The sequence below is a fragment of the Gemmobacter megaterium genome (assembly GCF_900156815.1).
GTDB classification, from domain to species: domain Bacteria; phylum Pseudomonadota; class Alphaproteobacteria; order Rhodobacterales; family Rhodobacteraceae; genus Wagnerdoeblera; species Wagnerdoeblera megaterium.
The window spans coordinates 484,306-504,377 of the sequence record NZ_FTOT01000001.1 but is presented as its reverse complement, the minus strand read 5'-3'; the positions used below and the strand labels follow the sequence as shown (position 1 = coordinate 504,377).

The window sequence follows — 20,072 nt, the reverse complement described above, 5'->3', positions numbered from 1 at the left end:
TAAGCATGATGCGGGCGAATAACCAGTGCTCAGCCTTCGGGATGCTGCGGCACCTTGCCGGACGGCGCACGATAGGGGCGGGTGACATCGGTCAGCATCACGTTCACGCATTCCACCGACAGCCGCAGCGCCCCGTCGCCAGCCAGCACCAGCGTCAGCACACCCGTCCCGTCCTCGCCCGGTTCGAACTCCAGCGCGAGCGCCGACAGGATGCTGTCCCGGTCGCGCATGTCCAGGCCCTGGGACGTCACCTGCCGCACGTCCAGCACGCTCAGCACGCTGCGCACCCGCTCGAAGGGCCGGCCATCGCGCGCGGCCGCCGCGCGATCTTCCCAGCGGAAACGGTTGAGCAGCACGTCAAACCGGCGGCCCTTGCGCGACCAGCCCATGTCGGTTCCGGTAAAGACCGCATCCTGCAACAGGGCCGACAGGACCGGCAGGTCCTCGGCCGCCTCTGCCTTCAGCCTCAGGGGCTGTTCGCCACCGTCTTCGAACCGCGCATCCGCCATCAGTCTGCCACCCGCTCGATCGAGGCGCCGCAGGCGCCGAGTTTCTCCTCGACCCTCTCATAGCCACGATCCAGATGATAGACCCGCTTGACCAGCGTTTCCCCTTCGGCGGCCAGACCGGCCAGGATCAGGGACACGCTGGCGCGCAGGTCGGTGGCCATCACCGGGGCACCGCGCAGCCGGTCCACCCCGGTCACGGTGGCAGTGCCGCCATGCACGTCGATCCTTGCCCCCATCCGCATCAGTTCGGGCGCATGCATGAAGCGGTTCTCAAAGATTTTCTCTTCCAGCACCGAGACCCCCTGGGCCGTGCACAGCAGTGCCATCATCTGGGCCTGAAGATCGGTCGGAAAGCCGGGGAAGGGTTCTGTTACCACGTTCACCGCCGACACCCGGCCATTCTTGCGGCTGACCTTTAGGCCCCGCGCCGTCTCTTCGACCGAGACACCCGCCTGGTCCAGCTTTTCGGCAAAGGCCGCGACCAGGTCCATCCGTCCGCCCAGGCATTCGACCGTCCCGCCGCAGATCGCCGGGGCCAGCATGTAGGTGCCCAACTCGATCCGGTCCGTCACCACGGGATGCGTGGCGCCCGACAGGCTGGTGACACCCTGGACAGTCAGGGTCGAGGTGCCCTCGCCCTCGATCTGCGCGCCCATCCGCCGCAGGCAGTGCACCAGATCGACGATTTCCGGCTCGCGCGCCGCATTGCGGATTTCGGTGGTTCCCCGCGCCAGAACGGCGGCCATCAGCGCGTTTTCCGTCGCCCCGACCGAGACGAAGGGAAAGTCGATCACCGCCCCGCGCAAGCCTCCCGCAGGGGCCCTGGCATGGACATAGCCGTCGCGCAGGTCCATTTCGGCCCCCAGGGCCTCCATCGCCCTGAGGTGCAGGTCGACGGGCCGCGCGCCAATGGCACAGCCACCGGGCAACGAGACCTCGGCCCGGCCAAACCGCGCCAGCAGCGGCCCCAGCACCAGAATCGAGGCGCGCATCTTGCGCACGATGTCGTAATCGGCATGTTGGCTGGTCACGTCATGCGAGGACAGCGCCAGGACGCGCCCGCCTTGCAGCGCCTGCACTTCGGCGCCCAGCGATTGCAGCAGGCTGGTCATGGTGCGGATGTCGGACAGCCGCGGCGCATTGGTCAGCGTCAGCGGTTCGTCCGACAGCAGCGTCGCCGGCATCAGCGTCAGGCAGGCGTTCTTGGCGCCCGCAATGGGGATTTCCCCGTTCAGTTCCGCGCCACCGCGCACCAGAATCGCATCCATGCCCGTTATCCTTCGTCCTGCCCTGTATCGCTGTCTTCGTCCTCGTCCCCCGCCGCACGTTCACGGGCCTGCGCCTTGCGGCGGCCCAGATTGGCCCGCAGCGCCGCCTTGAGCCGCGCATCGCGGCTGTCGGGCGCAGGCGTCTTTTTCCTGGGAGGGTCAGAGGCTGTCATGTCGGGGATGTAGCCCAAGCCGGCCAAGCCGTCCAGATCGCAGCCCGCCCTTGCGCGGCAGGCTGCCAGCCGGACCCGGACCTGCAAGGGATCAGGGCCGCCAGCGCAGGAAATTGGCAATCAGCCGCAATCCGGTTGCCTGGGATTTTTCCGGGTGGAATTGCGTGCCCACCACATTGTCGCGGCCGACAATGGCCGTGACCGGACCGGCATACTCGACATGTGCCAGCAACTCTGCCGGATCGGTCACCTGCATGGCGTAGGAATGCACGAAATAGGCATGATCGCCGGTCGCAATCCCGTCGAGCACAGGATGGGGCCGGTCGATCACCAGATCGTTCCAGCCCATATGCGGCACCTTCATGCCCGGATCGGCAGGGGTGATGCGCGTTACATCGCCGCCGATCCAGCCAAAACCGCGCGTCTCGTGATATTCCAGCCCGCGGGTGGCCAGCATCTGCATTCCGACGCAGATGCCCAGAAACGGCACGCCACGACGGCGCACGCCGTCGTCGATTGCCTCGAACAGGCCGGTATGATCGGACAGCGCCTGCCGGCAGGCCGGAAAGGCGCCATCGCCGGGCAGCACGATACGGTTTGCACGGGCGACATCTTCGGGCTGTGACGAGACCAGAACCTCGCCGGCACCGACCTCTGCCGCCATGCGCTGGAATGCTTTTTCAGCAGAATGCAGGTTGCCGCTGTCGTAATCGACGAGGACGGTCAGCATCGCTTATCCTTTCGGCCTTGGACCCGGACCTGCGTGCGGACGCCTCCGGCGGGGGGGGTATTTGGGGCAAGATGAAAGACCGGCGGTCAGAGCATGCCCTTGGTGGAGGGAATCGCGTCGGCCTTGCGCAGATCGGTTTCAACCGCGTCGCGCAGGGCGCGGGCCACCGCCTTGAACGCGGCCTCGGCGATATGGTGGCTGTTGATCCCGGCGGCTTGCGTCACATGCAGCGTGATGCCGCCATGGGTGGCCAGGGCCTGAAAGAATTCGCGCACCAGTTCGGTATCGAAGCTGCCGATCTTCTGGGTCGGGAAGGTGACATCCCAGACAAGGAAGGGGCGGCCCGACAGATCGAGCGCGGCCTGCACCCGCGCGTCATCCATCGGCAGGGTGCATTCGCCATAGCGGCGGATTCCGCGTTTGTCGCCCAGCGCGCGCGCCAGCGCCTGACCCAGCGCGATGCCGCAATCCTCGACCGTGTGGTGGTCGTCGATATGCAGATCGCCCTTGCAGCGCAAGGTGATGTCGATCAGCGAATGCCGCGCAAGCTGGTCCAGCATGTGGTCAAAGAACCCCACCCCGGTCGCCATGTCATAGCGGCCCGTGCCATCGAGAGTCACCGCGACGGAAATCTCGGTTTCGGCAGTGGTGCGGGTGATCGTGGCCTCGCGCATCGGGGGCTCCTTCGGCTGATGGCGACCTTATAGGCGCGGGGGGCGCGCGCGCCAAGGGCCTGCGTGACGCTGGCGCCGATTGGCCTTATGGTGCCGCACATGGCCGGAGGACCCCATGCCGCTGAACGCCCTGACTGGCACCCGCATCCGCGAACACCGCACCCGCACCGGGCTGCGTCAGTCAGAGCTTGCCCAGGCCGTCGGTGTGTCGGCGAGTTATCTCAACCTGATCGAACACAACCGCCGCCGGGTTGCGGGCGACCTGCTGGAGCGGATCGCCCTGGCGCTGGGGGTGTCGGCCGACGCCCTGCAAGGGGTCGATGATGCCGATACCGGCGCTGCGCTGCGCGAGGCGGCGGCGGCGGCGGGTGTCGCGGCCGAACTGGATCGGGCAGAGGAATTCGCAGGCCGCTATCCGGGCTGGGCTGCGCTCGTGGCCACGCAGAACCGGCGCATCGCGCAACTGGAGCAGGCGGTCGAGGCGCTGAGCGACCGGATGAGCCAGGATCCGCATCTGTCCGCCGGTCTGCACGAATTGTTGTCGGCCGCGACATCCGTGCGTTCCACCGCGGCCATTCTGGCCGATACCCCGGATATCGAACCCGAGTGGCGCGCGCGCTTCGAGCGCAATCTGGCGGAAGATACCGCGCGGCTGGCGAATGGTGCCGAGGCGCTTGTCGGCTATCTGGACGGCGTGGCCGCGCAGGAGACGGGCATCGCCTCGCCGCAGGAAGAGCTGGAAAGCTGGCTGGCGGCTCAGGGCTGGCACCTGCCGTCGTTGGAGGCAGGCGGGGATCCGGCAAGCGTGCTGGAGGGGGCGTCGGAACTGGCCAGCCGCGCGGCGCGGCAGATGGCGCGCGACTGGCTGGAGACCTATGCACAGGATGCCCGCGCCCTGCCCTTGCCGGGATTTCTGGCCGCGATCCGGCGCGACGGCATGGATCCGGGGCGGCTGGCCGCGCGCTTTGGCGCAACGCCTGCGATGGTGTTCCGGCGCCTGGCCACCCTGCCGCCCGACACCGGGCCCCTGGGGGTGGTGATCTGCGATGGGTCGGGCACCCTGGTATTCCGCAAGCCCCTGCCCGGTTTTCCAGTGCCGCGCTTTGGGGCGGCCTGCCCGCTCTGGCCGCTGTATGATGCGCTGTGCCGCCCCGGACAGCCGGTACAGGCGCGGATCGAAGTGGCCGGGCGTCTGGCTGCCGGGTTCGATGCCTGGGCCTGGGGCAGCTTCGAGCATCCACGCGGTTTTGCGGCGCCCGGCGTCATGCGGGCCTACATGCTGTTGCAGCCCGCGTCAGGGGATGGGGCGCCGCGTCGGCCTGTCGGAACCTCGTGCCGCATCTGCCCGCGCGATGATTGCACCGCGCGGCGGGAACCCGCGATCACCGGAGAAGGCACGCTGTGATCCGGCGTGCCCCGATGCCCCCGGTTCCCAGGCGCCGGATCAGCCGCGGATCGCCTCCAGCAGGCGATGAACGTTGTCGGGATCGGCATCCGGGGTGATGCCATGGCCAAGGTTGAAGATATGCGGCCCCCCTGCAAAGGCGCGCATGATGCGCCGGGCCTCGGCGGTCAGGGCCGGTCCGCCTGTCACCATGTGGCGCGGGTCGAGATTGCCTTGCACGCAGCCATCGGGTTGCAGGTGCTGCGCCGCCCAGTCCGCGCTGACCGAATTGTCGACCGCCAGGCAATCCGCCCCGGTGGCACGGGCAAATCCGACATAGCCCTGCCCTGCCTCGCGCGGGAAGGCGATGACCGGAATGCCGGGGTGACGGGCCTTGAGCGCCGCGATGATGCGGGCGGTCGGGGCCAGGGCGAAATCGGTGAAATCCTGCCCCGACAGGCTGCCGGCCCAGCTGTCGAACAGTTTGACCACTTCGGCACCCGCCGTGATCTGGGCGGACAGATATTCCACCGTCGCCTCGGCGATCCGGTCGATCAGCGCGGAAAAGGCGGTGCGGTCCGCCGCCTTGAACGCATGGGCGCCCGCCTGTTCATCCTTGCCACGCCCGGCGATCATGTAGGTGGCCACCGTCCATGGCGCCCCGGCAAAGCCGATCAGCGTGGTGTCGCGGGGCAATTCACGCGCAAGAATCCGCACGGTCTCGTAGACCGGCGAGAGCGTTTCGTGAATCGCCTCGACCGGGCGCAGGGCGGCCACACCGGCGGCATCGGTGATGGTGGACATCCGCGGCCCTTCGCCTTCGGCGAACCACAGCTTCGATCCCAGCGCCTGTCCGATCAGGAGGATGTCGGCAAACAGGATCGCCGCGTCAAAACCATAGCGGCGGATCGGCTGCAACGTGACCTCTGCCGCCAGATCCGGCGTATAGCACAGGGTGAGGAAATCCCCGGCCTTGGCCCGTGTCGCCCGGTATTCCGGCAGATACCGCCCTGCCTGCCGCATCAGCCAGACCGGCGGTACGTCCAGACGTTCGCCCGCAAGGGCGCGCAGGATGGTCTTGTCGGTCATGGTGGCCTCCTATGCGGGTGTCGCGGGTTGGTCCACTGCGGCGGCGCGCTTGTCAAGGCCGCGGGTGGGGGATGCGGCGCTTGGCCCCGCTGGACAGGCTCTTGGGCGGCCCGTAAACAGAAAGGCATGACGCATCCCTTGCCCACCCCCGCCCAGCCCCTTCGCATCGGCACCCGTGGTTCGCCGCTGGCTCTTGCGCAGGCCTACGAGACCCGCGCCCGGTTGATGGCCGCCCATGATCTGCCCGAGGCCGCCTTTGAGATCGTGGTGATCAAGGTCACCGGCGACCGCATCCAGGACCGCTCGCTGCGCGAGGCGGGCGGCAAGGGCCTGTTCACCCGCGAGATCGAAGAGGCGCTGCTGGACGGCGGGATCGACATCGCGGTCCATTCCACCAAGGACATGCCGACCCTGCAACCCGAAGGGCTGACGCTGGACTGCTTCTTGCCACGCGAGGATGTGCGCGATGCCTTCCTGTCCGATGTGGCGACGGGGCTGGCGGATCTGCCGCAGGGCGCTGTCGTCGGGTCCTCCTCGTTGCGCCGGCGAGCGCAGCTGACCCACCGCCGACCGGATCTGATTGTTGTGGAATTCCGCGGCAACGTGCAGACCCGGCTGCAAAAGCTGCGCGACGGTGTGGCCGTGGCCACCTTCCTGGCCATGGCAGGGCTGAACCGGCTGGGGCTGGCGCCGTTGGCCCGTTCGGCGATCGACCCGGACGACATGCTGCCCGCTGTCGGCCAGGGCGCCATCGGGATCGAACGGCGGCTGGGCGATGCGCGCACCGCTGCCCTGCTTGACCCGATCCACCACGCCGAAACCGGTCATCGTCTTGGCGCCGAACGCGCGATGCTGCGGGTGCTGGACGGCTCGTGCCAGACGCCGATCGCGGGCCTTGCGCGGATCGAAGGCGACCGGATCTGGCTGCGGGGCGAAATCCTGCGGCCTGACGGATCCGAAGCGATCACGCTGGACGGACGCGCCCCCATGTCCGAGGCCGCCGCGCTGGGCGAGGATCTGGCACGCCGCTTGCTGGCGGCGGCCCCGGCGGGGTTCTTCGACTGGCGCAGCTGAACCGCAGAAGGGGCCGCGCCGCACCAGGTCACGGCCCGCTGCCGGGCGGCGGCGGCCGCGCGTACAGGTGAGACTGCGGATCAGCCGGAATCGGCGGCGTCGGCGGAGCCCGGCCGCCGCCCGACACTGCGACAGGCCGCCTCAGTGCGTCCAGGCACCCCGGCGGTTGGTGGCGAAATTCTCGCCATATCCGGCGGGCCGGATATTCGGCGCGCGGGTGTTGGCGCCGATCACATCGACCTCCAGCCCCTTGGACCGGGCATAGTCCTCGGCTGCCTCGCGCGTGGCAAAGCGCAACCGCACCTGACGCTGGGTATCGCCCGAGGAGGTCCAGCCCATCAGCGGGTCGATCTCGCGCGCTTCGGCCTGGACAAATTCCAGCACCCAGTCGCGGGTCTTGCCCATGCCGGATTGCATGGCGTTGCGGGCAGGCTGATAGATGCGGGCGCGCATGAAACTCTCCGTCGGATTGTGTCCCGGTTCTGGCAGAACAGCCCCCGCGACGCAAGAGGTGCCCGACGCGCAAGCCGCCATCGGGCTGCCGTTTCATCTTGCCCCAAATACCCCCGCCGGAGGCGTCTGCCGGGTTCCTCCGGTTGAACCGGCTGCCGGGGGCGCGCCGGGATGTGCCTGCCACGGCCCCCGGTTGCCCTTCCCGCACAAACCGGCATAGTGACGCGAATGGCGAAATCCCCCGACTCCCGCGACCTGCCCGAACCCGACCGCGCCGAAGGTGCCCCGCACCCGCGTGAAACCCGCCTGCTGCTGGGCCAGGACCGGGCCGAGGCCGCGTTTCTGGAGGCCTATGGCTCGGGCCGCCTGCATCATGGCTGGCTGCTGACCGGCCCAAGGGGCGTGGGAAAGGCAACGCTGGCCTGGCGGATCGCCCGCTTCCTGCTCGCCACCTCCGAAGAGGTGGGCGGGTTCCTTGCACCGCCCCCCCCGCAAAGCCTGGATATCCCCGAGGACGATCCGGTCGCCCGCCGCCTGCGCGCCTTGTCCGAGCCGCGCCTGTTCCTGTTGCGCCGGGGGCCGAACGACAAGGGCGATGCGCTGACCCGTGACATCACCGTTGGTGAAGTGCGCAAGATGAAGTCGTTCTTCACCCTGTCCGCCGCCGACGGCGGGCGGCGCGTGGCCATCGTGGATGCGGCGGACGATCTGAACGCCGCCGCCGCCAATGCCTTGCTGAAGCTGCTGGAAGAACCGCCGCCCGGTGTGACGATGCTGCTGATCTCGCATCAGCCGGCCCGGCTGTTGCCGACCATCCGGTCGCGCTGTCGGGTGCTGTCCTTGCAGGCCCTGTCGCCCGAGGCCATGGCGCAGGCGCTGGCAACCGCTGGCGCAGAGGTCGATACGCCACAGGCCATGGCGCAACTGTCCGGGGGATCGGTCGGGGCCGCCATGCGCATCGCCGGACTTGACGGGATCGAGCTTTATGCCCGGCTGGTGGCGCTGTGTGCCACCCTGCCCCGGATGGACCGTCCCGCCGCCGCGGCACTGGCGGATATCGTCGCGGGACGCGGGGCCGAAGGGCGGTTCGATCTGCTGCTGGAGCTGATCGACCTGTTTCTCGCCCGCACCGCCCGCGCAGGCGCCACCGGGCAGTTCCCGCCCGAGGCCGCACCGGGCGAAGCGGCGCTGATGGCGCGGCTTGCGCCGGATGCCCGCGCGGCCCGGCACTGGGCCGATCTTGCCCAGACCCTTGGCCTGCGCGCCCGCAAGGGCCGGGCGGTCAACCTTGACCCTGCCGCGCTGGTGTTGGATATGCTCCTGAAGATCGACGCGGCGGCGGCAAGGGCAGAGACATGACACCAACCATCGTGGACAGCCACTGCCACCTCGACTTTCCCGATTTCGATGGCGAGGTCGAGGCGCTGATCGAACGCGCCCGCGCCGCAGGCGTGACGCGGATGGTGCATATCTGCACGCGGCTGGCACAGGAACCCAAGGCGCGCGCCCTGGCCGAGGCGCATGACGGTGTGTTCTACAGCTTTGGCCTGCATCCCATGAGCGTGGGCAAGGAATCGCCGTTGACGGTGGATCAGCTTGTTGCCGCTGCCCGGCACCCCAAGATGGTGGGCATCGGGGAAACCGGCCTTGATTACCACTATACACCCGAGTCGAAGGACGCCCAGCAGGCCAGCCTGCGCGTGCATATCGAGGCGGCGCAGATCACCGGCCTGCCGCTGATCATCCATGCGCGCGATGCCGACGAGGATATGGCCCGCATCCTGTCCGAAGGCCATGCGGCACAGCCCTATGCCTGCGTCATGCATTGCTTTTCCTCCAGTGCCGAACTTGCGCAGGCGGCGCTGGATCTGGGGTTCTACCTGTCGATGTCGGGAATTGCGGCCTTTCCGAAAAGCCACGATCTGCGCGCGATCTTTGCCGCCGCGCCGCTGGACCGGATCCTTGTGGAAACCGACAGCCCCTATCTTGCGCCGCCGCCCTTCCGCGGCAAGCGGAACGAACCGGCCTATGTGACCCATACCGCGAAGGTTGGCGCCGAGCTGTTCGGGCTGAGCTATGCAGATTTCGCCGCCGCCACATCGGCCAATTTCGACCGGCTGTTCACCCGCGCCGCAGCCAAGGCCGCCGCGGCATGAGCGACAGGTTGCGCTACACCATTCTGGGCTGCGGCTCGTCCGGCGGAGTGCCGCGTCTGGGCGGGCATTGGGGCGAGTGTGACCCCGACAATCCGAAGAACCGCCGCCGCCGCTGTTCCATGCTGGTCGAGCGTCTGTCGGGCGACCGGATCACACGGGTTCTGATCGACACCACGCCCGATATGCGCGACCAGTTGCTGGGCGCCGGGGTCGGTACGCTGGATGCGGTGGTCTACACCCATTCCCATGCCGATCATGTCCATGGCATCGACGATCTGCGCATGATCGTCTTCAACATGCGCAACCGTCTGCCGGTCTGGGCCGATGGCCCGACGCAGGATGCGCTGTTGTCGCGGTTCGGCTATGCCTTTGTCCAGCCAGAGGGCAGCCCCTATCCGCCGATCCTGAACCTGCACACCATTCGCGGCCCGTTCGAAATTTCGGGCGCAGGCGGTCCTGTGCCGTTCCTGCCGTTCCGGGCCGACCATGGGTCGATGGATGCGCTGGGGTTCCGCATCGGCGGGCTGGCCTATCTGCCCGATGTGGTCGCCATCCCCGAGGATAGCTGGCCGGTGCTGGAAGGGCTGGATGTCTGGGTTGTCGATGCCCTGCGCCGCACGCCGCATCCGACCCATGCCCATCTGGCGCTGACGCTGGAATGGATCGCCAAGGCGAAACCTGACCGCGCCGTTCTGACCAACATGCACATCGACCTTGACCATGCGACAGTCGAGGCCGAGACCCCCGCCCATGTCAGTGCCGCCTATGACGGCATGGTGCTGGAACTGCCCGTCGCCTGAACTGCCGGGCTGCTCTGCCCAGCCCTGCGGACGCCTTCGCCATGCAAGCCCTGATCGACGTCATCCTGCCCGTGTTCCTTGTGCTGGGGTTCGGCTATCTTGCAACATGGCGCGGCTGGTTTGAGGACAGCTGGATCGACGGGCTGATGCGCTTTGCCCAGAACTTTGCCATTCCCTGCCTGCTGTTCCGTGCCATTTCGCGGCTGGATCTGTCGGCCGACCTGCAACCCGCAATGCTGCTGAGCTTTTATGCCGGGGCGCTGGTCTGCTTTTTCGCGGGTCTGCTGGGCGCGCGCTACCTGTTTGCACGCCCCTGGCCGGATGCGGTGGCCATCGGCTTTGTCAGCCTGTTCTCCAACTCGGTGCTTCTCGGGATGCCGATCACCGAGCGGGCCTGGGGCCCCGAGGCGCTGGCCGGCAATATCGCCATCGTGGCCCTGCATTCGCCATTTTGCTATTTCGTCGGCATCACCGCGATGGAGCTTGCGCTGAACGCAGGCCGTTCGCTGCGCGAGGCGGTGCCGCGTATCCTGAAGTCGATGTTCCGCAATGCCCTTGTGCTGGCGATCCTTGCGGGATTTGCCGTCAATCTGTCGGGGCTGGCCGTGCCCGCGATCATCGGAGATGCTGCCGACATGATCGCCCGCGCGGCCCTGCCCGCCGCGCTGTTCGGTCTGGGCGGCACGCTGTACCGCTATCGCCCCGAAGGTGATCTGCGCACGATCGCCATGGTGATGGGCATTTCGCTGTTGCTGCATCCGACCATCACCTTCACGCTTGGGGCGGCGCTGCATCTGGACACCCCGGCGATGCGCTCGGCGGTGATCACCGCCGCCATGGCGCCGGGCGTCAATGCCTATCTCTTTGCCAACATGTACGGCACCGCGCGCCGGGTCGTCGCCTCGTCGGTGCTGATGGCCACGGGGCTTACGATGCTGACGGCCTGGTTCTGGCTCAGCATCCTGCCCTGAACGGCCCCGGCCGCCCCCCCCTTCGCGCGCCAGCGCCCTTGCGCCGCCCGGACGGACGACACAAGGGCGTTGATGTCAGACGATACGGGCCGCGGTATCAAAACCCAGACGCGGCAGGCGGGCAGTGTCGGGATTGGCCTTGAACCAGCCCAGGTTCATCAGGAACAGCGGCTCCCAGGATGTTCCGCCAAGCAGCGCCTCTTTTGCCTTTGCCTTGTCAAAGCCCGCCATCGGCCCGACCCCCAGCCCCAGCGACCGGGCGGCGGCAATCAGCATTCCCGCCTGCAACAGCGCATTGGTGCGCGCCGATGCCTCGCGCACGGCCGGGTCGGTGTAATACCCCCGCACATCGGACAGCGGAAACACCTGCGGCAGATGCACGGTGAATTCGGTGTCGCAGCACACCAGCACGCTGACCGGCGCGGCCATGGTCTTGGCCCGGTTGCCCGACGACAGCGCCGGTTCCAGCCGCGCCTTGCCTTCGGCGGTCTGCACAAACACCAGGCGCAGCGGTTGCTGATTGAACGCCGAAGGGCCAAGCAGCGCCAGGGCGGTCAGCTCCTCCAGCACCTCGGGGGCAACGGGACGATCCTCGAAGGCGGGGTGGCTGCGCGACAGGCGAAAGATCTGGTCAAGTGCGGTATTGTCGATCCGGGGCAAGGGTCATTCCTCTGGTTTCGCGGCAGGGGGCGCCACCATGGCGACCAGGACGTGCCGGGGCCGCCTGCTGACATGCCCGGCGGGATACGGGCAGGTCATACGGCGGCCATTGGCGTCTGACATATCGCGCCGGACCCCAAGGTCAATGTGTGTCAGCGCGGATCATATATGCACCGCAACACAGGCGCGGCCCCTTGACCCCGGCAAAGCCGGATGTTTACAGCGGACCACCCAAGGCAACAGGACACAGACGCATGACACAGCTCTTTGCCCCCGATACCGATCCACGCGCCTTCCGCAATGCGCTGGGACGATTTGCCACAGGCGTGGCGCTGGTGACGGTCGCCGCCCCCCAGGGGCCTGTGGGGTTCCTGGTCAACAGCTTTGCCAGCGTTTCGATGGATCCGCCGCTCGTTCTGTGGTCGCCTGCGAAATCCTCCAGCCGCTTTGCCCATTTCGAAACGGCGCAACATTACTCCATCCACATCCTGCGCGACGATCACAGCGACTGGTTGCCCCGGTTCGCCAGGGACGGCGCGGGCTTTGCCGATTTTCCGCACGAGATCACGCCCGAAGGCGTGCCGGTCATTCCTTCGGCGCTGGCGCGATTTGATTGCGAGCGGCACGCCGCGCATGATGGCGGCGACCATCTGATCATCGTGGGCCGCGTGCTGCGCGCCGCAGCCACGGACGGCGCCCCGCTGGTCTTCAGCCAGGGGCGCTATGGCGGCTTTTCAGCGGCCTGAGCCGGCGGGCGGGCGGGATCACGGCATCAGGATGTTCGCCCGCGTATAGTCCTGGCGCAGTTCGGTTCCGTCGGCCAGTACAACGACCACGGTGACGGTCTGCAACGCTTCTGGCGGAAGTTCGGCAAAGGGCAGCCGGTCGGCCGGAATGGCATTCGGCTGCGCTGTGCCGGTTTGGCAGGGCGGCATGTCCCAGACCCGCGTCGCGGCCGAGGAATTGACGGAAAACCGCACCTCGGCCATGCCGCAACGCCAACTTTCAAGATGGGTGAAATACAGCAGCTCCTTGCCGTCCCACGGGCGCAGCGCAAGCCAGCTTGCGCGCGTCGCCTCCAGGATCGGCCGGATTTCTGCGGCTGTGGTGAACTGTTGGGCCATGGCTGGCGTCGCGGCAAGCAGGCCCGCGGCAACAAGGCTCAAGTGGCGATACATCCCTATCTCCAATGACTTTCATGGTCCGTGGCGCCACCCTATAGTCAGGCGCGAAAGGTCCGTCAGGGGCCGGTGGCAACGAGGGCAGCATGGCAGGCAGGACAAAGCGGACGCAAGCGTTCAATATCGTCATCGTGGCGCAGGCGGGCCGCCTGCAATACGAGGCCCTGATCTTTGCCGCCTCGCTGGCGGCCCATGCCCCCGCGCTGTCGGGCCGGTTGTTCGTGGCAGAGCCGCTGCCCGGCCCGTTGTGGCCACAGGATCCACGGATCGCGGATCCCGCGATCCGCGCGGCATTGCAGGGGCTGGGGGCGCAGATCGTCGAATTCGAATGCCGCCATTTCGGCGCGTCCTATCCCTATGGCAACAAGATCGAGGCATTGGCGGCCCTGCCCGAAGGCGAACCCTTTGTCTTTTTCGACACCGATACGCTGATCACCGGCGCGCTGGACAGGGTGGCCTTCGACTTTGCCCGCCCCTCTGCCTCGATGCGGGTGTCCGCCACATGGCCCGACCCGCAGCCCTATGTCGCGGGATATGACAGCATCTGGCGCTCGCTTTATGACCGCTTCGGGCTGGACATCACCCCGACGCTGGATCTGTCGCAGCCGGACGAACATTGGCGGCGCTACATGTATTTCAATGCGGGCTGGTTCTTTGGCGCCTGTCCGGTCGCCTTCGGCAGGCGGTTCACCGACTATGCGACGGCCATACGGTCCGATCCGGGGCCGATGCTGGCGGCGCAATCGCTGGATCCCTGGCTCGATCAGGTTGCTTTGCCACTGGTGATCGCGGCATTTGGCGGCGGGCGCCCCGGCACGGCGCTGGCGGGACTGGACGGGGATATCTCCTGCCATTACCGGGCGTTGCCATTGCTGTACGCCCGTGACAGTGACCACGCCGTCGATGTGCTGGAAACCGTCACCGCCGACAAGGCGCTCAAGCGGTTGCTGCGCGACTGGGAACCGGCAAGAAAACTGGTCTATCAGGGCAAGGGGCGGCAGAAGATCCGCCCCCTGTTCGACCGCGACGACCTGCCCCGTCAGGAACAGGTCATCCGCAACACCATCAAGCGTGAAGGGTGGTGGCTGCGCTAGCGCGCGGCTACCCTTGGGTGGATCGCAGAAAAAGCTCCCGCCCATAGGGTGTTGTCAGGCGACCCTCACGCAGCGCATCAACATTGGCGCGTTCTTCGATCCGGCCTTGGCGCAGGATGGCCAGACGGTCGCACAAAAAGCTGACCACCGGCAGGTCATGCGTGACCAGCAGATAGGTCAGGTTCTTTTCCTCTCTCAATCCCTTGAGAAGGTTCAGAATCTCTGCCTGAACCGAAACATCCAGCGCGCTTGTCGGCTCGTCCAGCAGCAGGACCGGCGGTTCCAGCATCAGGGCGCGGGCAATCGCCACCCGTTGGCGTTGCCCGCCCGACAACTGATGCGGCAACCGAAAGCGGAAGCGGCGCGGCAGGCCGACCGCATCCAGCATCGCCAGAACACGGGCATCGCGGTTGCCTATCCGGTGAATCGCCAGCGGCTCTGACAAGGTATCATCAACGGAACGGCGCGGGTGCAGGCTGCCATAGGGGTCCTGAAACACCATCTGGACCTGACGCGCATGGGGGGCATCGCCTTGTTTCATCCCCGTTCCGCCCAGCGTCATGCGGCCGGACCAATCCTGAACCTGCCCCGCCAATGCCTTGAGAATGGTGGATTTTCCAGAACCACTTTCGCCCACCAGCGCAAAACTCTCGCCCTCTGTCACGTCAAAGGATACACCATGCAGCACCGTGGTCGGGCCAAAGCGGACCACAAGGTTCTCGATCCCGATCATCGTGCAGCCTCCAGCGCGGCGCGGTCCAGCACCGGAAGGCGCGGACGGTCCTCGTCAATGCGTGGCACCGAGGCCAGCAGGCCACGGGTATAGGGGTGGCTGGCGGCCGACAGTTGCCCCGCGCCCAGTTCTTCGACGATGCGGCCCTGATACATAACCAGAATTCGGTCGCACCAGCGCGCCACCATGTTCAGGTCATGCGAGATCAACATCAGCCCCATGCCCCGGCGGCGCACCAGATCGTCCATGATGTCAAGCACTTGCCCCCGAACGCTGACATCCAGCGCCGATGTGGGTTCATCGGCGATCATCAGGGCGGGTTCCATGACGACCATCATGGCGATCATCACCCGCTGGCCCATGCCGCCCGACACCTCGTGCGGATACTGCCGGGCCACGCGCTCCGGATCGTCGATGCGCACCGCCTCCAGCGCCTCCAGCACCTTGGCACGGCGGGCGCGGGCATTCAGCGCGGTGTGGAACTCCAGCGCCTCGGCGATCTGGTCGCCGATGCGGATCACCGGGTTCAGGCTGAACTTGGGGTCCTGCAACACCATCGACATGCGGGCACCCCGCAGGGCGCGCAGGCGCGATTCGGGCAGGTTGCGCAGATCCTGGCCCTCGAACTCCATCCTGTCGGCAGTGACGCGGGCGGGCTTGCCGATCAGCCCCATGACCGCACGGCCCGTCATGGATTTTCCAGAGCCGGATTCCCCCACGATTCCAAGACGTTCGCGGCCAAGGCTGAACGAAAGCCCCTTGACCACCTCGACCGGCCCCTGATCCGAGGGAAAGGTGACGCGCAGATTCTCGACGGAAAGCAGGGTCATCCCTTGGTCCTTTGCTTGGGGTCCAGCACGTCGCGCAGGCCATCGCCGAACAGGCAGAACCCAAGCGAGACCACGACAATGGCAAAACCGGGCATGGTGGCGACCCACCATTGATCCAGAATGAACGCGCGGCCCTTGGAAATCATCGCGCCCCATTCCGGCAGGGGCGGCTGCGCCCCCAGACCCAGAAAGCCAAGGCCCGCCGCGGTCAGGATGATGCCGGCCATATCCAGCGTGACCCGCACGATGGTGGACGACATGCACAGCGGAATCACATGCAGCCCGATCACCCGCACCCCGCTGGCGCCCTGCATCCGTACGGCGGCGATGAATTCCGAATTGCGGAAGGTCAGCGTTTCCGCCCGCGCGATGCGGGCATAGACCGGCCAAGCGGTGATGGCGATGGCGATGACCGCATTCTCGATGCCGGGGCCGAGGGCCGCGACAAAGGCCAGGGCCAGGATCAAGCGGGGCAGCGACAGAAAGATGTCGGTCAGCCCCATCAGCACCTTGTCGACCCAACCGCCATAATATCCAGCCACCGTCCCGATGATCAGCCCCAACGGCGCGGCGATGACGGCCACGAGGATGACGATCATCAACGTGATGCGCGAGCCGTGGACGACACGGGAAAAGATGTCGCGCCCCAGTTCATCCGTTCCCATCCAATGGGCGGAGGATGGCGGCTGCAAGCGGTTCGACAGCATACCTTCCAGCGGCGAATAAGGGGCGATCCAGGGCGCCAACGCCGCCATCACCAGCAGCAGCACGATCACCGCCAATCCCACCATGGCCAGTGGATTGCGCGCCAGCGCACGGGCCAGACGATACCCCTGCCCCAACCGCGCCTGAAGCCGCGTTTCGGGGTCGTCGGACAAAAGCCAGTCGCGTGTCATCATGTCCGTGCCCTCGGATCCAGCAAGCGATAGAGGGCGTCAGAGCCCTTGTTGATCCCGACAAAGACCGCGCCCACCACCAGGGTTGCGCCCAGCACGGCGTTCATGTCGGCGTTCAGAAGCGCGGTGGTCAGGTAATTGCCGATACCCGGCCAACTGAACACCGTCTCGATCATCACCGACCCTTCCAGCAGGCCCGCGTAGGACAGCCCGATCACCGTGATCAGTTGCACCCGGATCGGGCGAAAGGCGTGGCGCCACAGGATCACCCGCTCGGGCGCGCCCTTGACGCGGGCGGTGGTGATATATTCCTGTCCCAGTTGTTCCAGCATGAAGCTGCGGGTCATCCGCGCGATATAGGCCAGCGAAAAGAACCCAAGGATCGAGGCAGGCAGCACGATATGCGAAAAGGCCGAGCGAAAGCTGTTCCAATCCCCGGCGAGGGCCGCATCGACCAGCAGCAACCCCGTGCGCACCGGCACCATGCCATCGAGGAACAGGTCGATCCGCCCCGGCCCGCCGACCCAGCGCAGCTTGGCGTAGAACAGCACCAGCCCCACCAGCCCCAGCCAGAACGCCGGGATCGCATAGCCGGCCAGCCCGACCACGCGAATCACCTGATCCACCCAGGTTCCTTGCCGGGCCGCAGCCCAGACGCCCATCGGCACACCCATGGCCACCCCGATCAGAATGCCGATCGTCGCCATTTCAAGCGTGGCCGGAAAGACGCGGGCCAGATCGTCCACAACAGCACGGCCGGTGCCGATCGAATTGCCAAGGTTGCCTTGCAGCACCGCGCCGACATAGCGGACGAACTGCACGATCAGCGGATCGTCCAGCCCCATGGCCAGGCGCGTCGCCTCGTAGGTTTCCTTGGTGGCGCGGTCGCCGACCACGGCGATCACCGGGTCGATGGGCACGACACGGCCTATCACGAATGTTATGGCCAGAAGGCCAAGAAATGTGACCGCCAGCATCAGCAGGAACTGCAAGGGCGGCAGCAATCGGTGGGTCAGGGTCATCGGCGCGGCACCTCCGGTTTCGTGAAAACGTAGCAAAGATTTTTTGACAGAGCAAAATTTTTTTACTACCTTTCGACTCGAGCCGATGGAGACCCCAATGACGGACCCCCTGCGCCAGCCGGACATTTCCCAGACGCCCGCCTTTGGCGGCCGCATCCGCGAATTGCGGCGCAAGGCGGGGATGACGTTGCAGACCCTGGCGGATCTGGCCGGGATCTCGGTGGGCTTTCTCAGTCAGGTTGAACGCGACAAGGCAACCCCCAGCCTGGGCACGCTTGCCAGCCTTGCAACCGCGCTTGAGGTGGAGATCGACGTGTTCGTCGCCGCGCCCCGGCTGGCCGACAGCGTGACCCGCGCGGCGGAACGGGTGCGGTTTGCGATTTCCGACAGCTCGCTGGCCTATGAACGGGTGTCCACCAACCTGCCGGGGGGTACGCTGACCTCGTTGATCGTTCACATCCCGCAAGGTTACAGGTCGGAAATCGTGTCGCATGTCGGTGAAGAGCTGATCGTGGTGCTGGACGGGACCATCCGCCAGACGCTGGGGGATGCCGAACTGGTCCTGAACCCTGGCGACAGCCTGCACTTCATGGGGGATACGCCCCATTCCTTTGCCAATATCGGGGAGGGTCCGGCCCGGATGATCTGGACCGGCACCACACCCCGCCTGATCGGACGATCCCCCGAACGCCCGTAGCGGGGACAAGCTGCGGCACCCAACAGACAGGAGAGGTCATGACCCTTTTCGCCCCCAAATCCCTGAAAGCCGCGCTGGCGGTCAGCCTGATTGCGCTGTCCACCGCGCCCGCGCTGGCAGCAACGCCCGACACCGCATTGGTGATTGCGCAGAACATCGACGATATCGTCACCATCGACCCGGCCACCGCCTATGAGTTCAGCTCGGGCGAATATGTCACCAACGCCTATGACAAGCTGGTGGCCTATGATGCGGCCGATCCCGATACGCTGGTCGGTCAACTGGCCGAAAGCTGGGACGTCGATGTTGCGGCCAAGACGATCACCTTCACGCTGCGTTCTGGCGTGACCTTCCATTCCGGCAACCCGCTGCGTGGCGCCGATGTGGTCGGCAGCTTTCGCCGTGTGCTGGTGCTGAACAAGGCGCCGTCCTTCATCCTCGCCAATCTGGGCTGGACGGTCGACAACCTTGACGACATGGTCTCGACCGAAGGCGATACCGTCACCGTGAAATGGACAGGCGAGTTTGCGCCCTCGTTCGTGTTGAACGTGCTGGCCGCGGGCGTTGGCGCCATTGTCGATATCGAAACCGCGATGGCGAACGAAAAGGACGGCGATCTGGGCCATGCCTGGCTGAACCAGAACAGCGCCGGAACCGGCCCGTTCAAGCTGGCCACCTACCGCCCCGGCGAGGCGATGGTGCTGGAGGCGAACAAGGCCTATTTCAATGGCGCCCCCGCCATCGAGCGTGTGATGATCCGCCATGTGGCCGAAGCGGCGACCCAGCGTCTGCTGCTGGAATCGGGCGATGTGGACATGGCCAAGAACATGTCCCCCGATCAGGTCGCCGGTCTGGAAGGCAAGGCCGGGATCAAGGTGGAAACCTATCCGCAGACCGCCGTGCACTGGTTCAGCTTCAACCAGAAACACGAACCGCTGACCAACCCCGCCCTGTGGGAGGCCGCGCGCTATCTGGTTGATTACAGTGGTATGGCCGACAGCTTCCTCAAGGGGCAGATGCAGGTGCATCAGGCGTTCTGGCCGGCAGGTTTCCCCGGCGCGCTGGATGACACGCCCTTTACCTATGATCTGGAAAAGGCAAAGAAGATCCTGGCCGATGGCGGTGTGCAGACCCCGCTGAACATCGAGCTGGATGTGATCAATTCGGCGCCGTTCACCGATATTGCCGCCAGCCTGCAACAAACCTTTGCCCCGGCGGGCATCAACTTCAACATCCTGCCCGGCACCGGCGCGCAGGTGATCACCAAATACCGCGCCCGGACCCATCAGGGGATGCTGCTGTATTGGGGCCCTGACTTCATGGACCCGCATTCGAACGCCAAGGCATTCGCCTACAACGCCGACAATGCGGATGACAAATACGTCTCGACCACCACCTGGCGCAACGCCTGGATGCCGCCCGAGGCGGTCAACAAAAAGACCCTTGCCGCGCTGGCCGAACAGGACGCCGACACGCGCAACGCGATGTATGTGGATCTGCAACGCGAAATGCAGGCAGAATCGCCCTATGTGATCATGTTCCAGGCGGTCAAGCAGGTGGCGATGGCGGACAAGGTGCAGGGCTTTGTCAACGGGCCGTCGGCGGCGTTCGTGTTCTATCGCCTTGTCGAAAAGAAATGACCCCTGGGCCGGGCGCATCGCTTGCGCCCGGCCTTTCT

At 66.3% G+C, this 20,072-nt stretch carries 23 protein-coding genes; 10 read left to right on the top strand and 13 right to left on the bottom strand.

The features are described 5' to 3' along the window. Window positions 1-29: 29 nt before the first annotated feature. From BW970_RS02350 to hisB, 5 genes are all read right to left on the bottom strand, one after another. Window positions 30-509 carry a DUF2948 family protein gene (locus BW970_RS02350; protein WP_076528310.1) on the bottom strand — a complete coding sequence of 160 codons (480 nt, stop codon included), beginning with the start codon at window positions 507-509 and terminating at the stop codon, window positions 30-32. Next, entirely contained in the window at window positions 509-1,777 is a 1,269-nt protein-coding gene (gene murA / locus BW970_RS02345; RefSeq protein ID WP_076528308.1) for a UDP-N-acetylglucosamine 1-carboxyvinyltransferase, read from the bottom strand. Before murA ends, BW970_RS02350 begins: the two co-directional genes overlap by 1 nt. Before the next feature lie 5 nt (window positions 1,778-1,782). After that, the gene (locus BW970_RS02340; RefSeq protein WP_144038848.1) at window positions 1,783-1,968 is read right to left on the bottom strand and encodes a hypothetical protein; all 186 of its coding nucleotides are present in this window, start codon (window positions 1,966-1,968) and stop codon (window positions 1,783-1,785) included. A gap of 73 nt (window positions 1,969-2,041) precedes the next feature. After that, entirely contained in the window at window positions 2,042-2,680 is a 639-nt protein-coding gene (gene hisH / locus BW970_RS02335) for an imidazole glycerol phosphate synthase subunit HisH (protein ID WP_076528304.1), read from the bottom strand. Between the two features lie 86 nt (window positions 2,681-2,766). After that, on the bottom strand, window positions 2,767-3,354 hold the full coding sequence (gene hisB, locus BW970_RS02330; RefSeq protein ID WP_076528302.1) for an imidazoleglycerol-phosphate dehydratase HisB: 588 nt from the start codon (window positions 3,352-3,354) through the stop codon (window positions 2,767-2,769). A 115-nt stretch (window positions 3,355-3,469) separates the two neighbouring features. Between hisB and BW970_RS02325 the strand changes: the two genes are divergently transcribed. Then, window positions 3,470-4,759, top strand: coding sequence for a helix-turn-helix transcriptional regulator (locus BW970_RS02325; RefSeq protein ID WP_076528300.1), 1,290 nt, complete (start codon window positions 3,470-3,472; stop codon window positions 4,757-4,759). Window positions 4,760-4,798: 39 nt separating this feature from the next. Here BW970_RS02325 and hemE read toward each other — a convergent pair whose 3' ends face one another. Beyond that, a complete protein-coding gene (gene hemE, locus BW970_RS02320; protein WP_076528298.1) occupies window positions 4,799-5,827 on the bottom strand; it encodes a uroporphyrinogen decarboxylase in 1,029 nt (342 codons plus the stop codon). Between the two features lie 126 nt (window positions 5,828-5,953). On the opposite strand from hemE, the gene hemC reads away from it, so the two are divergent. Further along, window positions 5,954-6,901 (top strand): hydroxymethylbilane synthase, encoded by a 948-nt coding sequence (gene hemC / locus BW970_RS02315; protein WP_076528296.1) that lies wholly within the window; start codon window positions 5,954-5,956, stop codon window positions 6,899-6,901. A 141-nt stretch (window positions 6,902-7,042) separates the two neighbouring features. Here the strand turns inward: hemC and BW970_RS02310 are convergent, their stop codons facing one another. Further along, window positions 7,043-7,354 carry an ETC complex I subunit gene (locus tag BW970_RS02310; RefSeq protein WP_076528294.1) on the bottom strand — a complete coding sequence of 104 codons (312 nt, stop codon included), beginning with the start codon at window positions 7,352-7,354 and terminating at the stop codon, window positions 7,043-7,045. 228 nt (window positions 7,355-7,582) lie between these two features. Here BW970_RS02310 and BW970_RS02305 point away from each other — a divergent pair, with 228 nt between their 5' ends. The 4 genes from BW970_RS02305 to BW970_RS02290 are packed head-to-tail and all read left to right on the top strand — an operon-like array spanning window position 7,583 to window position 11,281. After that, window positions 7,583-8,713 (top strand): DNA polymerase III subunit delta', encoded by a 1,131-nt coding sequence (locus BW970_RS02305; RefSeq protein ID WP_076528292.1) that lies wholly within the window; start codon window positions 7,583-7,585, stop codon window positions 8,711-8,713. Further along, window positions 8,710-9,510 carry a TatD family hydrolase gene (locus tag BW970_RS02300; protein WP_076528290.1) on the top strand — a complete coding sequence of 267 codons (801 nt, stop codon included), beginning with the start codon at window positions 8,710-8,712 and terminating at the stop codon, window positions 9,508-9,510. Before BW970_RS02305 ends, BW970_RS02300 begins: the two co-directional genes overlap by 4 nt. Continuing rightward, complete coding sequence (locus BW970_RS02295) at window positions 9,507-10,310, top strand: MBL fold metallo-hydrolase (RefSeq protein ID WP_076528288.1); 804 nt, start codon at window positions 9,507-9,509, stop codon at window positions 10,308-10,310. Before BW970_RS02300 ends, BW970_RS02295 begins: the two co-directional genes overlap by 4 nt. Before the next feature lie 41 nt (window positions 10,311-10,351). Beyond that, complete coding sequence (locus BW970_RS02290; RefSeq protein ID WP_076528286.1) at window positions 10,352-11,281, top strand: AEC family transporter; 930 nt, start codon at window positions 10,352-10,354, stop codon at window positions 11,279-11,281. Window positions 11,282-11,356: 75 nt separating this feature from the next. Here the strand turns inward: BW970_RS02290 and BW970_RS02285 are convergent, their stop codons facing one another. Next, entirely contained in the window at window positions 11,357-11,941 is a 585-nt protein-coding gene (locus BW970_RS02285; protein WP_076528284.1) for a malonic semialdehyde reductase, read from the bottom strand. A gap of 254 nt (window positions 11,942-12,195) precedes the next feature. Between BW970_RS02285 and BW970_RS02280 the strand changes: the two genes are divergently transcribed. Beyond that, window positions 12,196-12,687 (top strand): flavin reductase family protein, encoded by a 492-nt coding sequence (locus BW970_RS02280; RefSeq protein WP_076528282.1) that lies wholly within the window; start codon window positions 12,196-12,198, stop codon window positions 12,685-12,687. Window positions 12,688-12,705: 18 nt separating this feature from the next. Here the strand turns inward: BW970_RS02280 and BW970_RS02275 are convergent, their stop codons facing one another. Further along, the gene (locus tag BW970_RS02275) at window positions 12,706-13,119 is read right to left on the bottom strand and encodes a hypothetical protein (protein WP_076528279.1); all 414 of its coding nucleotides are present in this window, start codon (window positions 13,117-13,119) and stop codon (window positions 12,706-12,708) included. A gap of 89 nt (window positions 13,120-13,208) precedes the next feature. Here BW970_RS02275 and BW970_RS02270 point away from each other — a divergent pair, with 89 nt between their 5' ends. Continuing rightward, window positions 13,209-14,216: a hypothetical protein gene (locus BW970_RS02270; RefSeq protein WP_076528277.1), complete on the top strand. Its 1,008-nt coding sequence runs from the start codon at window positions 13,209-13,211 to the stop codon at window positions 14,214-14,216. Between the two features lie 7 nt (window positions 14,217-14,223). Here the strand turns inward: BW970_RS02270 and BW970_RS02265 are convergent, their stop codons facing one another. Genes BW970_RS02265 through BW970_RS02250 form a run of 4 tightly spaced genes read right to left on the bottom strand, consistent with a single transcriptional unit; the run spans window position 14,224 to window position 17,697 of the window. After that, window positions 14,224-14,949, bottom strand: a complete 726-nt coding sequence (locus BW970_RS02265) for an ABC transporter ATP-binding protein (protein ID WP_076528275.1) — start codon at window positions 14,947-14,949, stop codon at window positions 14,224-14,226. After that, window positions 14,946-15,779 carry an ABC transporter ATP-binding protein gene (locus BW970_RS02260; protein WP_076528273.1) on the bottom strand — a complete coding sequence of 278 codons (834 nt, stop codon included), beginning with the start codon at window positions 15,777-15,779 and terminating at the stop codon, window positions 14,946-14,948. The genes BW970_RS02265 and BW970_RS02260 overlap by 4 nt, the downstream gene beginning before the upstream one ends. Further along, complete coding sequence (locus tag BW970_RS02255; protein WP_371870124.1) at window positions 15,776-16,675, bottom strand: ABC transporter permease; 900 nt, start codon at window positions 16,673-16,675, stop codon at window positions 15,776-15,778. Before BW970_RS02255 ends, BW970_RS02260 begins: the two co-directional genes overlap by 4 nt. Next, entirely contained in the window at window positions 16,675-17,697 is a 1,023-nt protein-coding gene (locus tag BW970_RS02250; RefSeq protein ID WP_076528269.1) for an ABC transporter permease, read from the bottom strand. The genes BW970_RS02255 and BW970_RS02250 overlap by 1 nt, the downstream gene beginning before the upstream one ends. A 97-nt stretch (window positions 17,698-17,794) precedes the next feature. Here BW970_RS02250 and BW970_RS02245 point away from each other — a divergent pair, with 97 nt between their 5' ends. After that, the gene (locus BW970_RS02245) at window positions 17,795-18,394 is read left to right on the top strand and encodes a helix-turn-helix domain-containing protein (RefSeq protein ID WP_076528267.1); all 600 of its coding nucleotides are present in this window, start codon (window positions 17,795-17,797) and stop codon (window positions 18,392-18,394) included. A gap of 38 nt (window positions 18,395-18,432) precedes the next feature. Beyond that, window positions 18,433-20,034: an ABC transporter substrate-binding protein gene (locus BW970_RS02240; protein ID WP_076528265.1), complete on the top strand. Its 1,602-nt coding sequence runs from the start codon at window positions 18,433-18,435 to the stop codon at window positions 20,032-20,034. The last annotated feature ends 38 nt before the right edge of the window (window positions 20,035-20,072 follow it).

Coding starts and splice junctions, on each gene's coding strand:
- BW970_RS02350 (WP_076528310.1), bottom strand. CDS start 509: ATGGCGGATGCGCGGTTCGAAGACGGTGGCGAACAGCCCCTGAGGCTG.
- murA (WP_076528308.1), bottom strand. CDS start 1,777: ATGGATGCGATTCTGGTGCGCGGTGGCGCGGAACTGAACGGGGAAATC.
- hisH (WP_076528304.1), bottom strand. CDS start 2,680: ATGCTGACCGTCCTCGTCGATTACGACAGCGGCAACCTGCATTCTGCT.
- hisB (WP_076528302.1), bottom strand. CDS start 3,354: ATGCGCGAGGCCACGATCACCCGCACCACTGCCGAAACCGAGATTTCC.
- BW970_RS02325 (WP_076528300.1), top strand. CDS start 3,470: ATGCCGCTGAACGCCCTGACTGGCACCCGCATCCGCGAACACCGCACC.
- hemE (WP_076528298.1), bottom strand. CDS start 5,827: ATGACCGACAAGACCATCCTGCGCGCCCTTGCGGGCGAACGTCTGGAC.
- hemC (WP_076528296.1), top strand. CDS start 5,954: ATGACGCATCCCTTGCCCACCCCCGCCCAGCCCCTTCGCATCGGCACC.
- BW970_RS02310 (WP_076528294.1), bottom strand. CDS start 7,354: ATGCGCGCCCGCATCTATCAGCCTGCCCGCAACGCCATGCAATCCGGC.
- BW970_RS02305 (WP_076528292.1), top strand. CDS start 7,583: ATGGCGAAATCCCCCGACTCCCGCGACCTGCCCGAACCCGACCGCGCC.
- BW970_RS02300 (WP_076528290.1), top strand. CDS start 8,710: ATGACACCAACCATCGTGGACAGCCACTGCCACCTCGACTTTCCCGAT.
- BW970_RS02295 (WP_076528288.1), top strand. CDS start 9,507: ATGAGCGACAGGTTGCGCTACACCATTCTGGGCTGCGGCTCGTCCGGC.
- BW970_RS02290 (WP_076528286.1), top strand. CDS start 10,352: ATGCAAGCCCTGATCGACGTCATCCTGCCCGTGTTCCTTGTGCTGGGG.
- BW970_RS02280 (WP_076528282.1), top strand. CDS start 12,196: ATGACACAGCTCTTTGCCCCCGATACCGATCCACGCGCCTTCCGCAAT.
- BW970_RS02275 (WP_076528279.1), bottom strand. CDS start 13,119: ATGTATCGCCACTTGAGCCTTGTTGCCGCGGGCCTGCTTGCCGCGACG.
- BW970_RS02270 (WP_076528277.1), top strand. CDS start 13,209: ATGGCAGGCAGGACAAAGCGGACGCAAGCGTTCAATATCGTCATCGTG.
- BW970_RS02265 (WP_076528275.1), bottom strand. CDS start 14,949: ATGATCGGGATCGAGAACCTTGTGGTCCGCTTTGGCCCGACCACGGTG.
- BW970_RS02260 (WP_076528273.1), bottom strand. CDS start 15,779: ATGACCCTGCTTTCCGTCGAGAATCTGCGCGTCACCTTTCCCTCGGAT.
- BW970_RS02255 (WP_371870124.1), bottom strand. CDS start 16,675: ATGACACGCGACTGGCTTTTGTCCGACGACCCCGAAACGCGGCTTCAG.
- BW970_RS02250 (WP_076528269.1), bottom strand. CDS start 17,697: ATGACCCTGACCCACCGATTGCTGCCGCCCTTGCAGTTCCTGCTGATG.
- BW970_RS02245 (WP_076528267.1), top strand. CDS start 17,795: ATGACGGACCCCCTGCGCCAGCCGGACATTTCCCAGACGCCCGCCTTT.
- BW970_RS02240 (WP_076528265.1), top strand. CDS start 18,433: ATGACCCTTTTCGCCCCCAAATCCCTGAAAGCCGCGCTGGCGGTCAGC.